Source organism: Rheinheimera baltica DSM 14885 (assembly GCF_000425345.1).
Lineage (GTDB): Bacteria > Pseudomonadota > Gammaproteobacteria > Enterobacterales > Alteromonadaceae > Alishewanella > Alishewanella baltica.
Genome location: NZ_AUDG01000079.1, coordinates 1 through 14,903, shown reverse-complemented (window position 1 = coordinate 14,903; position 14,903 = coordinate 1). Strand labels below are relative to the sequence as shown.

Annotated in this window: 10 protein-coding genes, 2 rRNA genes and 1 pseudogene; 10 read left to right on the top strand and 3 right to left on the bottom strand. The window is 45.6% G+C overall.

Features of this window, described 5'->3' with window-relative positions:
- Together H595_RS0118190 and rrf are read left to right on the top strand one after the other, a co-directional pair.
- A 23S ribosomal RNA gene (locus tag H595_RS0118190) occupies positions 1-92 on the top strand; the annotation flags it as partial.
- A gap of 96 nt (positions 93-188) precedes the next feature.
- Positions 189-303, top strand: a 5S ribosomal RNA gene (gene rrf / locus H595_RS0118185).
- A gap of 235 nt (positions 304-538) precedes the next feature.
- Here the strand turns inward: rrf and sbcB are convergent.
- Both sbcB and H595_RS0118175 read right to left on the bottom strand, forming a co-directional pair.
- Positions 539-1,975 carry an exodeoxyribonuclease I gene (sbcB, locus tag H595_RS0118180; protein ID WP_037055286.1) on the bottom strand — a complete coding sequence of 479 codons (1,437 nt, stop codon included), beginning with the start codon at positions 1,973-1,975 and terminating at the stop codon, positions 539-541.
- An 83-nt stretch (positions 1,976-2,058) separates the two neighbouring features.
- The gene (locus H595_RS0118175; RefSeq protein ID WP_027672466.1) at positions 2,059-2,904 is read right to left on the bottom strand and encodes a LysR family transcriptional regulator; all 846 of its coding nucleotides are present in this window, start codon (positions 2,902-2,904) and stop codon (positions 2,059-2,061) included.
- 108 nt (positions 2,905-3,012) lie between these two features.
- Here H595_RS0118175 and H595_RS0118170 point away from each other — a divergent pair, with 108 nt between their 5' ends.
- The 3 genes from H595_RS0118170 to H595_RS0118160 are packed head-to-tail and all read left to right on the top strand — an operon-like array spanning position 3,013 to position 7,450.
- Positions 3,013-4,194: an acyl-CoA dehydrogenase gene (locus H595_RS0118170; RefSeq protein ID WP_027672465.1), complete on the top strand. Its 1,182-nt coding sequence runs from the start codon at positions 3,013-3,015 to the stop codon at positions 4,192-4,194.
- Between the two features lie 29 nt (positions 4,195-4,223).
- Positions 4,224-6,434 carry a dehydrogenase E1 component subunit alpha/beta gene (locus tag H595_RS0118165; RefSeq protein ID WP_027672464.1) on the top strand — a complete coding sequence of 737 codons (2,211 nt, stop codon included), beginning with the start codon at positions 4,224-4,226 and terminating at the stop codon, positions 6,432-6,434.
- Positions 6,431-7,450: a malonyl CoA-ACP transacylase gene (locus tag H595_RS0118160; protein ID WP_027672463.1), complete on the top strand. Its 1,020-nt coding sequence runs from the start codon at positions 6,431-6,433 to the stop codon at positions 7,448-7,450. Before H595_RS0118165 ends, H595_RS0118160 begins: the two co-directional genes overlap by 4 nt.
- Before the next feature lie 3 nt (positions 7,451-7,453).
- On the opposite strand, the gene H595_RS0118155 is transcribed toward H595_RS0118160, so the two are convergent.
- The gene (locus tag H595_RS0118155; protein ID WP_027672462.1) at positions 7,454-8,635 is read right to left on the bottom strand and encodes a tetratricopeptide repeat protein; all 1,182 of its coding nucleotides are present in this window, start codon (positions 8,633-8,635) and stop codon (positions 7,454-7,456) included.
- A 150-nt stretch (positions 8,636-8,785) separates the two neighbouring features.
- Between H595_RS0118155 and H595_RS0118150 the strand changes: the two genes are divergently transcribed.
- From H595_RS0118150 to H595_RS24185, 5 genes and pseudogenes are all read left to right on the top strand, one after another.
- Positions 8,786-9,787, top strand: coding sequence for an isoaspartyl peptidase/L-asparaginase family protein (locus H595_RS0118150; RefSeq protein WP_027672461.1), 1,002 nt, complete (start codon positions 8,786-8,788; stop codon positions 9,785-9,787).
- A 76-nt stretch (positions 9,788-9,863) separates the two neighbouring features.
- A complete protein-coding gene (locus tag H595_RS0118145; RefSeq protein WP_027672460.1) occupies positions 9,864-10,283 on the top strand; it encodes a CBS domain-containing protein in 420 nt (139 codons plus the stop codon).
- A gap of 37 nt (positions 10,284-10,320) precedes the next feature.
- The gene (gene hrpA / locus H595_RS0118140; RefSeq protein ID WP_051219979.1) at positions 10,321-14,238 is read left to right on the top strand and encodes an ATP-dependent RNA helicase HrpA; all 3,918 of its coding nucleotides are present in this window, start codon (positions 10,321-10,323) and stop codon (positions 14,236-14,238) included.
- 103 nt (positions 14,239-14,341) lie between these two features.
- Positions 14,342-14,641 carry a PilZ domain-containing protein gene (locus H595_RS0118135; RefSeq protein ID WP_027672458.1) on the top strand — a complete coding sequence of 100 codons (300 nt, stop codon included), beginning with the start codon at positions 14,342-14,344 and terminating at the stop codon, positions 14,639-14,641.
- Positions 14,642-14,766: 125 nt separating this feature from the next.
- Positions 14,767-14,903 (top strand): annotated as a pseudogene (locus H595_RS24185) (IS4 family transposase); the annotation flags it as partial.

The following is a 14,903-nucleotide window of genomic DNA, read 5'->3' as shown; positions in this document are numbered from 1 at the left end:
GTCGTTGGAGACCACAACGTTGATAGGTGAGGTGTGGAAGCGCAGTGATGTGTTAAGCTAACTCATACTAATTGCCCGAGAGGCTTAACCATACAACGCCCAAGATGTTTTGCGTGATAAAGCGCTAAGAAAGTACAGTGTGTAAATACTCATCAGCCTGCTAAGTTAAAGAGCATAAACAGTTTTTGCCTGGTGGCAATAGCGCTGTGGAACCACCTGATCCCATTCCGAACTCAGAAGTGAAACGCAGCTGCGACGATGGTAGTGTAGCATTCGCTATGCGAGAGTAGTTCACCGCCAGGCTCCCAATACGAAGCCCCGCTCATCGAGCGGGGTTTTTTTATGCCTACAATTTGGTGATTATATGTTCAACGGGGTTCTTATATCGCTTAAAAACCTTTATAAAGCACCTTAGGATGAGTCCTTGAATACAAAAAAGCCCGCATAGCGGGCTTATTCTTTAATGTTAAGTTATTAATTACGATGCAAGTTGCCGTGTATAAGGCTTCAATATCAAATCCCGCTATAGTCAAACTTATTATAGACTTTGAACATAAAGATACAGTGATTTTAGAATATTCATCTTTTGCTCGTCGTTTGCATGATCGTGCGCTAAGTTTTCCAGCGCAAGACTAAATTCTTCCATCGTTAGGTTGGGTTTATCCAGTCCATGCATCAGCTTATCAGTGCGGTAGCGTTGCCACTTTTGCTGCTCGTTGTCGTTGAGGCTGTGCGGGTAGTTACGGGCACGGTACAAAAACAGCAGGCTGTTTAAGCGCTCGTCACTAAATACCGGGGCATTTACGGCCAGCAGCTCCGGCGTGAGCAGATGCAGTTGTTGCATTCTTTGTTTATCACCGTCATTGATAAAGCCATTATACAGCTGATAATCCGGGTTTGTCTCGGCCGGAAATTCATTCAACTGCTGATAAAGCTCTATGGCTTTAGCTTGCGTATCACGGTGATGCCGCAAAAACTCAAGGTGCTTAAGGCATTGTGTACGGTCTATACCAAATTCTGCCGCCCGCTCTTCGCTCAATGTTTTTGCCGGTGCCAGAACCGGGCATTTATTTAAATGGATCAGCTTTAAACCCAAGCGCTGTTCTCCATCGGCTAAATCGGCGGTTTTGGTGTACAGCTTTTGCTGTAACGTGCCGATATCGTTTTGCAGCAGTGGCGTCGGATCAGCTTGTAAGTTATAGCAAATTATCGAATTTTTATTGGTAGGGTGAAATGCCAGCGGCACTATCCAGCTAACGCAGCCCTGCGTAGCTGGAAATTTAGACGACACATGCACCAGTGGTGTCATGCCTGCAACATCAATTAATTCAGCTGCTTTTGCTTTTTTACGCATTTCATATAAATAATGAAATAGTTTTGGCTGCTTTTCTTTGATTAACTTTGCCATTGCGATAGTCGCGTAGACATCAGAAAGCGCATCGTGAGCATTTTCATGCGATATGTCATTGGCGCGCGTCAACTCTTCCAATTTAAAACTGGGGCTGCCATCTTCACGTAAAGGCCAAGTAATACCGTCTGGCCGTAACGCATAGCAGGCACGGACCATGTCGATAATGTCCCAACGACTGTTTCCATGTTGCCATTCTCTCGAGTAGGGCTCATAGAAGTTTCTAAATAAGCTGTGGCGAGTAACCTCATCATCAAAGCGCAGGTTGTTGTAACCTAATACACAGCTATTGGGTTCGCTAAATCGCGATAAAATGCGTTGCATAAACTCACTTTCGTTCATGCCTTTTTTATTACACAGCTGTGGGGTTAAGCCAGTTATTAGCGCTGCTTGAGGATGCGGTAAGTAGTCGTTAGCAAGCTGGCAGTACCAGACGTCAGGCTCGCCGATGATATTAAACTCTAAATCGGTACGAACTCCAGCAAACTGGGCTGGACGATCTCGTTTGGGATCTGCGCCCCACGTTTCATAGTCGTGGAAATAAAAACTGCTTTGTGTTGTTGTCACAATAGCTTATCCGGTCTTAATTAATTGAAAATATATTCTAAGTCTAGCATTTAGCGTGATACTGATACATGAATTTTACCAAACTAGTGTTGCCTGCTACTGGCATATTGGCAGTACTGCCTCAGCATTGTCAGTGGTTCTGAATGGGTATTTTTCGGGTAAGCGAGTCCAATAGTACGCTCTAGTTTTAGTTCATTAATGGGTCTAATCAGAATGTCATTTCGCTGTCTCATGTTGTCAAAATCGGGTACCACTGCACAACCAACGCCAGCTGATACAAGTCCTAAAGCATATTCAATGGTTTGTATGTTTGCGCGCAAATCAGGTTTGATGCCGCGCCGTACTAGCTCAGGGTATAACGTGTTCCAGGCATCACATGGCGAGCGTTGTATAAGCGGCAAATTTTCAAAATCAGTTAAAGCGATATTGTCCTGCAATATCAACGCAGAACCCGGGGGCAGGGCAAGCAAGTAGTTGTCCTGCCAGATAGGCTGAAAAGCCTCCCCTGCTTTTAATAACTGTCTTGTAATAATTCGCGCCTCACATATCTCATCCGGCTCAACCAAATGCAGCTCCAGCCCAGGTACACTGGTGCTGAATTCTCTTAATAAATGACTCATGCGTTCTACACCTAGTGCTTTTATCAAGCCCAGGCGGAATCGTATTCTGGCGACAGGTTCGTTGAATGATGCTTTTAATGATTGTAACTGATTCAGTATACGGCCAGCGTGGCCGTATAACTTTTCACCATCCTCAGTGGGCGTAACACCTTTTGGTAGTCGGATAAATAGCGTGACCCCAAGCTCTTGTTCTAACTGTCGTAGTGCAGAAGACAGAGACGGTTGCGCTACGCAACACTGTCTGGCAGCTGAACTAATGCTGCCATGTTCATACACGGCAACAAAGTATGTTAACTGGCGAATGTCCATAGGTTAAAGCTATACCTGATACAGAATTATTATATTTTAACTCTACATTAAAGCAGGCTAATCTGGCCATAATAATTATATTTCGCTGGTTTTATTGAGGAATTAGCTATGACACGTGCACATTTTGATTGGCAGGACCCGTTTGCTTTCAGCAGCATGCTTACAGAAGAAGAGCGGATGATACGCGACAGTGCTCATCAGTATTGTCAGGATAAATTGATGCCACGTGTACTTATGGCAAACCGTGAAGAGCATTTTCACCGCGAAATTATGACTGAACTTGGTGAGTTGGGATTGCTGGGCGCAACTTTGCCTGAAAAGTACGGTTGCTCTGATGTGAACTACGTATGCTATGGCTTGGTTGCGCGAGAAGTTGAGCGGGTAGACAGTGGTTATCGCAGTGCAATGAGCGTGCAATCTTCATTAGTTATGCATCCCATATATGAATATGGCACTGAGGCGCAGCGCATGAAGTATTTGCCGAAATTAGCCAGTGGTGAGTGGGTAGGCTGTTTCGGTTTAACTGAACCGGATGCAGGCTCTGATCCTGCGGGCATGCGCACAACGGCGAAAAAGGTCGACGGCGGTTATGTGCTAAATGGCAGTAAGATGTGGATCACTAATTCACCGATTGCCGATGTGTTTGTGGTGTGGGCTAAATTAGACGGTGATATTCGCGGTTTTGTGCTAGAAAAGGGTATGAAAGGGTTATCGGCACCCAAAATTGAAGGCAAATTTTCTCTGCGAGCCTCTGTTACCGGTGAAATAGTCATGGATAACGTTGAGGTCTCCGATGTTGCGCTGCTGCCTAACGTAAGTGGCTTAAAAGGCCCCTTTGGTTGTTTAAACAAAGCCCGATATGGCATCGCGTGGGGCGCACTAGGCGCGGCTGAGTTTTGTTGGCATGCCGCTCGGCAATATACGCTAGATAGGCATCAGTTCGGCCGCCCTTTGGCTGCCAACCAACTCATTCAGAAAAAACTGGCTGATATGCAAACCGAAATTAGCATCGGCTTATTGGCGTGTTTACAAGCTGGCAGGCTGATGGACCAAAACGTGTTGGCCCCTGAAACCATTTCTTTAATAAAACGAAACTCATGTGGCAAGGCATTAGATATTGCCCGGGTAGCACGTGATATGCACGGTGGCAACGGTATTGCTGATGAATACCATGTCATTCGTCATGTAATGAACCTTGAGGCGGTAAACACTTACGAAGGTACTCACGATGTGCATGCACTAATATTAGGTCGGGCACAAACTGGTTTGCAGGCTTTTAGCGGCGTTTAAGCGAGTTTTTTTTCAACGGAGTAAGCCTAATGTCAGACATCGTGCATCCCTGGGTAATTGAATACCGTGAACGCTTGAAAAGTGGAAAGTTGCCGTCGCACAGCAGCAGCCATAATATCGACTTTGCTACTTTGCATCAGCTGTGGCATAGCCAACTCTGTAGCAGGTTACTCGATTTGCAATCGCGTTTATTACAAGCTAAAGGTCAGAGTTTCTATACCATTGGTAGTGCTGGCCACGAAGGCAATGCCGCTGTAGCCGCGGCATTGCGTGTTACTGACCCTGCTTTTTTACACTATCGTAGTGGCGCTTTCTTTATCGAACGCAGTAAACAATTGCCGGGCAGTACGCCATTGTATGACATGATGCTGTCATTCTGTGCCAGCAGCGATGACCCAATTTCCGGCGGTCGTCATAAGGTGCTGGGCAGTCTCGCGTTAAATATTCCACCGCAAACAAGTACTATTGCCTCGCAGCTACCCAAAGCCGTTGGCGCAGCGTTTGCGATAGATTTAAGTAAGCGTTTAGGGCTAAACGGCCAATGGCCACATGATGCCATAGTGATGTGTAGCTTTGGTGATGCCTCTGCCAACCACTCTACGGCGCAGGGTGCAATTAATTCAGTTTGCTGGGCTGCCTATCAACAGGTACCGGTGCCAATACTGTTTGTTTGCGAAGACAATGGGCTTGGTATTTCTACTCCTACGCCAAGCGGTTGGATAGAGCAAGACCTGGCAGACAGGCCTGCTTTAAAGTACTTTGCCGCTGATTGCCGAGATTTGGCGCAAAGTTATCATGTTGCGCGCCGTGCCGCTGATTACGTTCGCAGTAAGCGTAAACCGGCTGTACTGCATTTATCAACGGTACGACTATTCGGCCATGCCGGTGCTGATGCAGAAGCTGCTTATCGCACTAAAGCACAAATTGAGGCTGAGTTAGAGCTTGACCCGTTACTTAGCAGCACCGCCGCATTATTAGCGACTGGGGATGTAACTGCCGAACAGTTGTTAGCACAGCTTAATGCTGTTGTAGCCCAAATTGCCCGTGTTTCAGAGGTTGCCAGTAACCAGCCTAAGCTTAATACTGCGGCTCAAGTCATGGCATCAATAGCACCGCAGCGACCAATGCAACCATTGCCTGAACTACCCGATGTCGAATCGCGCAAGCAATTATTTGCTTTTGATCAGCACAACATGGGTAAAAAACAACACCTGGCGAAATTGTTAAACTGGGCGCTGCATGATGTCTTGTCGCAATATTGCAATACCGTGGTTTTCGGCGAAGATGTCGGTAAGAAAGGCGGTGTTTACGGTGTGACGCAGCACTTAGTCCATGCTTTTGGTAGCAACCGTGTGATCAACACCTTGCTTGATGAACAAAGTATTCTTGGCATGGCGATTGGTCTTTCGCAGCAGGGTTTTGTTTCGATACCGGAAATTCAGTTTCTGGCTTATGTCCATAATGCGGAAGATCAAATTCGTGGCGAAGCGGCAACCTTACCGTTTTTCTCTAACGGTCAATATCATAATGCGATGGTGATCCGTATTGCAGGATTAGCTTATCAGCGTGGCTTTGGTGGGCATTTTCACAATGATAACTCTTTTGCTGTGTTTCGTGATATTCCTGGTCTAATTTTACTGTGTCCATCTAACGGGTATGATGCCGCGTTATTGTTACGTCAAGCCGTGCAACTTGCACATCAGCAAAAGCGGCTGGTTATTTTTCTTGAACCGATTGCACTGTATATGACCCGTGATTTAGTCACTGCTGGTGATGGCATGTGGTTGTGCGATTATCCATCTCCTGATACACCTTTACCAGATTTTGGTGAACCTGCAGTTTACGGTGATGGTGACGATCTGGCCATTATTAGCTATGGCAACGGCTATTTTTTAAGTCGTCAGGCTGAGCAGGAGTTAACGCTTACAGGCTATCGTCTTCGAGTGCTGGATTTAAGGACCTTGGTGCCGCTGCATATTGATAAGATTGTGAATGCCTTACGCGGTTGCAAAAACGTACTTATTGTCGATGAGTGCCGTCGTCGTGGTTCACTTAGCGAAGAATTGTTTACGGCTTTGCATGAAGCTAAGCCAGGACATTTTATGGTACAGCGTTTATGTGCAGAGGATAGTTTTATTCCTTTAGGCGCAGCTGCCTATGCGGTGTTGCCGTCTAAACTGCAAATTGTTCAAAAGGCACTTGCAATGCTTTCGATTCAGTCTGAGCAGGTGATGTTATGAAGAAAACAGCATTGGTGGTCTGTCCGGGGCGCGGAACATATAATAAGGCTGAGCTGGGTTACATTGCTACAAACTGTAACGACAAAGCGTTGATAGCGCAATTTGATGCGGTTAGAGAAGCTTCAGGTTTAGCAACAATATCTTATTTAGATAGCCAAGCCATATTCAGCCGAACCTCGCATTTAAAAGCAGAAAATGCTGCGGGGTTAATTTTTGCAGCTGGTTTTGCCGACTTTCAAAGTATTAACCAAGAACGTTTTGATGTGGTTGCGGTAACCGGGAACTCAATGGGTTGGTATACCGCACTTAGCTGCGCAGGGGTAATAACGCCACAAAGTGGTATGCAGTTAGTTTCCGATATGGCACAGCTAACGGCAGGTGAAGCAGGCGCGCAGTTTATTTATCCGGTGATTAATGATCATTGGCTGCCAGATGCTGAGCGAGCAGCTTTGGTTCAGCAGCAATTGCGTAAACATAATGGTGAGTTGTTTATGTCAATTGTCTACGGTGGCTATGCCGTTATCGCGGGTAGCGAACGTGCGGTAAAAGATGCCATGTTGGCATTGCCGCCTTGTGATGAGCGTTTTCCGCTTTTGCTGCAAGGACATGCCGCTTTTCATACCGAGTTAATGCAAATGGCGTCAGATAGAGCTTTGTCACTGTGGCCCGCCGCACGATTTAACCAACCTCAAGTACCCTTGATCGATGGTTGTGGTCACGTCTGGACACCTTATGGCAGCGATTTAACTTTGCTGCAGCGCTATACGTTAAAGCAGCAAGTGTGCCAGACCTATGACTTCAGTAAAGCACTGCAAGTGGCGGTTAAGGAATTTGCACCTGAGCATATTATTTTGCTGGGTCCTGGTGGCAGTTTGGGGGGGGCGGTGGCGCAAAGTCTTATTCAGATTAATTGGCAGGGGTTGAAAACAAAACAAGATTTCGTGGCTGTTCAACAAAGTCCAGAACCTTTGGTGCTTAGTTTAGGAATATCAGAACAACGGGGCGTCGTTACCTAACCACTAATAATGTCTGGCGACTTGGTTCAAGACATCCAGTTTAGACTGATAACGTTTTTGTTCGTTTTCAGATAACGTATTTCGTTTTGCCCGCCCTAAATAATAAGCTGCTTCTTCTTTTTGATTAAGCTCAAGATACACAACAGCCAGACCAAAATACGCTTCATGTGTTTTATTGTTGAGCTTGATGGCATGCCGGTAGTACGTTTTTGCGTTGTCGTATAATTTGGCTTGTAGCGTTTCATTTCCCAACATTACATAGTAATAAGGGTTATTTTGTCTTTTCATTGCGACTTGATGCTGTAGCAATTTCGCTTTTTTAGTGTCACCGATGTGTTGATAGAGAAAAGCTAAATTAGCAAGGGTATTGAGAGACTCAGGATCAAGCTGCAAACTATAGTTATAGGCAAGCTCTGCCTTGGCATAATGTCCTGTTTGTCGATACAAAACTGCCAAATTTGACCAAGTTACCGCAAATTCTGCATCGGCGTCGGCTGACGCCTGATAGTAGCGATAGGCTTGGGCAATATTATTATCCGCAAAAGCCTCGGCGGCTTTGTTATTGTAAAACATGGCAATAATACGCTGCTTGCTGACAGTTTTGCTCGGGAACTGTTTTTTCAACACATAAGGGTCAAAATCTACAATGATATCCGAGCCAAAGGAGATTGCTGACGACGCTGTATCCGCAATCAAGCTTTGCTTAATTCGAAGGTTAACATGACCATTTAGCCACGTTGTGTCATTCTGACTCGTCCAATACTCCGGAATATTTACATCCTGAAACACAGCCTGTAGGCCGAGTTCCCACGCAATACTGTATGTGAGAATAGCTAGACTCAAACAATTTGCGTTGCCGTTTTGCATTGTTTGTTGTGCTGTAGTAGTTGCTGAGTGTTGATAAACTAGTTCACTGTCGGCAAGCTTTAAAATATAGTGCATAACCGCCTTAGTACGTTCAGGCATTAGACTTTTGCTTCCCGTAATATATCGAAGCTGCTGTTTAGTCTGTTCAGATAGGGCAAAGATGTCATCTGGTGACGTTATTGCGAAAACGTCGCCACTAAAATGCTCTTCAGATAGCCATAAATCAGACGTTGACGATTGCAGATGTGGCAACCGTGTACTTTGGCAGCCAAAACAGCCAAGGAACAACATAATTATGGTCACTTTATACATAGCCATATTCTTATTCCTAAAACATACTTGCAGATTGCAGTACCATCAAAAGAGTTTAGACGTTTTTCGCAAGTATCAGTGCGACTAAAGGATGACTGGTTGTTATTTAGTGATGGATAAAGTAAAAATAACCGTACACAGGCACAGGAATCCACTATGAAAACGTTATTACTTTTGGCTCTACTCGTTACATTTTCTCTTGTTGCAAATGCAAAAACTCCCATTGGTATTGTTATACATGGTGGTGCGGGCACCATTAGTCGCGACATGATGACGGCTGAACAAGAGCAAGCTTATCACGCTATGTTGGGGCATGCCGTTAATCAGGGCTATGACGTGTTAGCTCGCGGTGGATCGAGTTTGGATGCGGTAACCGCAGCTGTGACGATACTTGAAGACTCGCCATTATTTAACGCTGGAAAAGGCGCGGTATACACGTTTGATGAAAAGCACGAATTGGATGCATCCATTATGTATGGCCTGGATCGAAGTGCAGGGGCTGTTGCAGGTGTAACTAATGTAAAAAACCCCATATTGTTAGCCCGAGCAGTGATGGAAAAGTCAGTGCACGTTATGCTGTCTGGTATGGGAGCTGAGCAATTTGCACAAGAGCAAAAACTTGAGTTAGTTGAAAATAGCTATTTTGATACTGAATTTCGCTATGAATCACTTAAACGTGCGAAGCAAGCGTTAGTATCATTGCCTCATCAGGCGAATGCCACTTTTGACCCAGCCTGGAAAATGGGTACCGTAGGGGCAGTAGCGATTGACCGCAATGGCAACCTTGCTGCTGCAACATCCACCGGTGGTATGACGGCAAAACGATATGGCCGTATTGGCGATGCACCGGTAATTGGTGCCGGTAATTTTGCTGATAATCATAGCTGTGCCGTATCAGCAACCGGTCACGGTGAGTTTTTCATTCGCTATCAAGTGGCCAGTGAGATATGCGCCAGAGCGAAATATCAGAACAAGTCTGCGGCAAAAGCGGCGCAAGAAGTACTGGCAGAATTAAAAAGTGTTGGTGGTGATGGCGGTGTCATTGTTGTAGATAAAAAAGGTGAGCTCAGCTGGGCGTTTAATACCCAAGGTATGTACCGGGCAATGAAAACTGAAGGCGGTGAAATGCATAGTGAAATTTTTGCCGCTAAGGAGTAATTTAACCAGCAAACTCAGTAAATTCGGCTAACCTTAATCAGAGCCTGATGCTCGGAATAATTGTGCAGGGGGAAGCATGGATTTACTCAAAGTGGCAGATTATATGCACCGTTATCCGGTTACGTTTACCGCAGATATGCCGGTAGAAATGGCCGTTGATCGTCTGATTAAAGGCCGTCAAACCGGTGGGCCTGTTGTCGATAACCATAAGAAAATCATTGGCTTTATTTCTGAACAAGATTGCTTGCAACGGATGCTGATGTCAACGTATCACGATCAGCAATCGGCAAAGGTAGCCGACGTGATGAATACTGCAGTGCTAACCGTTAAAGATTACGATGGGATTATCGATTTGGCGCAAATAATGCTTAAAGCTAAGCCTAAATTATATCCGGTAGTTGATGATGATGGTTATCTACTTGGTATTATTACACGGTCTGATGTGTTGGCAGCCATCGATAAAGAGCTACATTCGCATTATGGTAAGGTAGGATAGCGTTAGCGCTGGATTTTTACCTGCTGCTCTTGGTAGCATGTCGCCCTCTGTTAATGAGGGCGTTGTTTTGTCTGAAGCTGTTATCTCTATATCTGATCTGTACTCTCGTCTTTCCCTTTGTCTGTTAAAAGACCAGTTTCGTCTGCGCCGGCGTTTGCAAAACTGTAAGACGCTGTCTGAAGAAAAAAAGACGTTGCAATTGCAACGTATTGCAGCTGACACTGCGCGATCAGAAGCATTGCGGTCCGCTCGTGCTAAAGCTTTGCCCACTGTAACATACCCACCTCAGCTGCCGGTTTCTGAGAAAAAGGACGATATTAAAGCCGCTATTGCTGCTAATCAGGTGGTGATCATCGCGGGTGAAACCGGTTCGGGTAAAACCACGCAAATTCCGAAAATTTGCCTGGAACTTGGTCGTGGCGTGGCTGGCATGATAGGTCACACCCAACCACGTCGACTGGCAGCGCGCAGCGTCTGTGATCGTATAGCTGAAGAGTTAAAATGTCAGGTGGGTAACCAGGTGGGCTATAAAATCCGCTTTGGCGATCACACCAGCGACAACACCTTTGTAAAGTTGATGACCGACGGCATCTTGCTGGCAGAAATTCAGCAAGACCGGTTTTTAAACCAATACGACACGCTAATTATTGATGAAGCGCACGAGCGAAGTCTGAATATTGACTTTCTGTTAGGCTATTTAAAGCAATTGCTGCCAAAACGGCCAGATTTAAAGCTGATCATTACCTCAGCAACTATTGACCCGCAGCGCTTCTCCAAACATTTTTTCAATGCACCTGTTATTGAAGTGTCAGGCCGTACTTTCCCGGTAGAGACCCGTTACCGGCCAGTCAGTGAGCAAGACGACAAAGATGCAGACCAACTACAGGGTATTTTTGATGCGGTAGACGAGCTTTACCGCGAGCCGCGGGGCGACATCTTAATTTTTCTTAACGGTGAGCGCGAAATTCGTGATACCGCCGATGCTCTGGATAAATTAAAGTTACCGCACACAGAAGTATTGCCACTGTACGCCAGATTGAGCGCAGCGGAGCAAAATCGAATATTTCAAAGTCATAGTGGTAGACGCATTGTATTAGCCACAAATGTAGCCGAAACCTCATTAACCGTGCCCGGCATTCGTTACGTAATAGACCCCGGGACGGCACGTTTATCGCGTTATAGTTATCGTTCAAAGGTACAACAGTTGCCAATTGAAGCGATAAGCCAGGCCAGTGCGAATCAGCGCAAGGGGCGATGTGGACGCGTAGCCGCGGGGATCTGTATTCGCTTATACAGCGAGGAAGACTTTAACGGCCGTGCCGAGTTTACCGATCCGGAGATACTGCGCACTAATCTTGCCTCCGTTATTATGCAAATGCTGGCGCTGGGGCTTGGCGATATAGCCGCTTTTCCTTTTTTACAAAAGCCAGATAGTCGTTTTATTAATGATGGTATTAAATTACTGGAAGAACTTGGCGCTATAGAGTTACAAGGCAGTAATAAAGGCTTAAGGCTAACAGAACTTGGTAAAAAGCTTGCACGGTTACCAATAGATCCGCGATTAGCCCGTATGGTGCTTGCGGGTGCCGATAACGGCGCCCTGAATGAGTTACTGGTATTAGGTGCGGCACTGTCTATTCAAGATCCCCGGGAGCGACCATTAGATAAGCAGCAAAAAGCCGATCTAAGTCATGCACGTTTTGCTGATCCTGATTCCGATTTCGCCAGCTGGTTAAAGCTTTGGTACTACTTGCAGGAACAGCAAGAGGCCCTGAGTAATAATCAATTTAGACGTCTTTGCCGGCAAGAGTTTTTAAATTATTTGCGGGTGCGAGAGTGGCAGGATCTAACTGGCCAATTAACCCAACTCATGCAGGAACAGGGCTACAAGTTAAACACTCAGCCCGCCAGTTATATGCCGGTGCATCAAGCTATTTTAAGCGGTTTGCTTGGCCAAATTGGCTTTAAAGACACAGAATCTGATTACCTTGGCCCTCGCCAGACACGGTTTTTTGTGTTTCCTGGCAGCCATTTATTTAAACGCAAACCTAAGTGGGTTGCCGCTGCAGAGTGGGTAGAAACCAGCAAACTATATGCCCGAACGTTGGCTAAAATAGAGCCAGAATGGATAGAGCCACTAGCTCAGCATTTAGTAAACCGAAATTATAGTGAGCCACATTGGGAGAAAAAACGGGGGGCTGTTATTGCTTACGAGCAAGTCAGTTTATACGGTTTGGTTATCGTGCCCAAACGCGCCGTGTTATTTAGCAAGCTAGATCCTGCTGTGAGTCATAATCTGTTTATTCGTGACGCGCTTGTGAATCAGGAACTGGGTAGCAACGAGACTTTTTTACAACACAATCAGCAATTAATCGATAATGTTACTGCGCTGGAAGACAAATCTCGTCGGCGTGACATTCTGGTTGATGAAGCCAGTTTAGCTGCATTCTATGCTGAACGTGTACCGCAATGGGCTAATAACCGCATCGACTTTGCGAAATGGTGGAAGAAAAAACGTGCTGAAGATGCGCAATATCTTAATTTCGATCCCAACAGCCTGTTAAATCGTGATGCCAGTGATATTACGGCTGACAAATTTCCGGAAACCTGGCGCCAGGGTAATTTAACCTTACCACTTGAGTACCATTTTGCCCCTGGCGAAGTGGATGATGGTGTCAGTGTTGTCGTGCCATTGGCTTTGCTAAACCAAATTGAAGACTACGGATTTGACTGGTTAATACCTGCACTGCGGCATGAGTTATTGGTTGCACTTATCAAGTCGTTACCAAAGCAATACCGCCGTAACTTTGTGCCTGCACCCAATTATGCCGATGCACTAATGCAGAGTATATCCCCAGAGGATGGCAAGCTGTTAGACGCCCTCGCAAATCGGCTTAAGCGAATGTCAGGCATTGTAATTCCTGAGGATGCCTGGGATTTAACCAGTATTGCAACGCACTTAAAAATGAATTTTAAAGTGGTTGATGATAGTGGTAAAACCATACAGCAAAGTCGTTCACTTAGTGTGTTAAAACAAGGCTTACAAGGGGAAGTTCAACAAAGTTTAAGCCAGGTTGCAGAGCAGGGCATAGAGCAGGATAAACTTACTGAATGGAGTTTCGGTCAGTTACCGCGAGAGTACGTTAAAATGCAGGCAGGTTATGAAATAAAAGCTTTTCCTGCCTTGGTGGATGAACGCGATTCTGTAGCAATAAAGTTGTTAGACAATCCGCAACAAGCACTTGATAGCAGTAAGTTGGGCATGCGTCGCTTACTATTGTTGAATATTCCATCTCCAGTGAAATACCTGCAAGAGTCCTTACCGAATAAAGCCAAACTGGGGCTGTACTTTAATCCATTTGGCCGTGTGCTAGAGCTTATAGATGATTGCATTGCAGCAGGTGTTGATGCGTTGGTTGCTAAAACGGCGATGCCACAAAATAGTATTGAGTTTGCTGCGCTGCGTGAAACGGTTCGTGCTGAGCTTGGCGATGTCGTGGTTACGACGGCGTTAAAGGTAGAACAGATTTTAACCTTGTGCCATGACATTCAAAAACGTTTGAAGGGCAAAGTAGATCTTGCGCATATCCAATCACAGGGCGATATAAAGCAACAACTTAGTGAGCTTATTTTTAAAGGGTTTGTCAGCACACATGGGGCAAACCGCCTCGATGATGTATTGCGATATCTGCAAGCCATGTATAAGCGACTAGAGAAATTACCCGTTGACCCTCAGCGTGACCGGTTATTGATGCACGAATATCAAAAAGCGTCCGACGCTTACCATAACTTGTTGGGTAAGTTTGCTGGCGCAACAGTGCTTCCTGAACAGGTAAAGGCCATTTATTGGATGCTAGAGGAGTTGAAGGTGTCGCTGCATGCACAGCAGTTGGGAACGCCGTACCCTATTTCAGTAAAACGCATTCTAAATGCGGTAAACGAGATTAAAGGTTGAGTATCGGTGAACTTTGTTCTAGTGTGGAGCGATATCTATTTGCGTTTTAAAGTACTAATGTAAAGTTCTATAACTTAACGCTGATGTAGCAAGGGGAGACGTTATGCTGACAAAAGGAGATAACCGGCATTATTTCAGGATGATGGTTAATGCCGAAGTGCAATTGTTGATTAATGATCCTGAAACGGGGCGTACCGTTGATGGAATATGCCGTGACTTGAGTGCGTCAGGCATGTCTGTGGATGTAGATGAACCATTAGAAATGGGCACCTTGCTTCGGGTACGACTTGATTCAGCCAATGCCAGTATTCCTCCGCTGGATGCTAGTGCCAAAGTGATACGCTGTAGTCAGGAAAGTGAAGAAGTGTATCAGCTCGGCCTGGCGTTTATGGCACTAAACTGATTCAGACAATAAAAAAGCAGCCTTAAGCTGTAATGCCGATCAGTTAAGAAATATTTTCCTGATCAGTTGACCGATCCTGTGTAGATGTAAGAATCCGATGAGCCATTAAGCCATCGGATTTTTTTATGGAACTGTCAGAAGCATTAGCACGCACGTCAATCAACCGCCTTACCGAATTTGCATCGCTGTCCGATGTTCTGGAACCCGATATTATCCAGTCTTGCCTGGCTTCCAACGGCGTTGCCACCTTGCGCAAACGCAA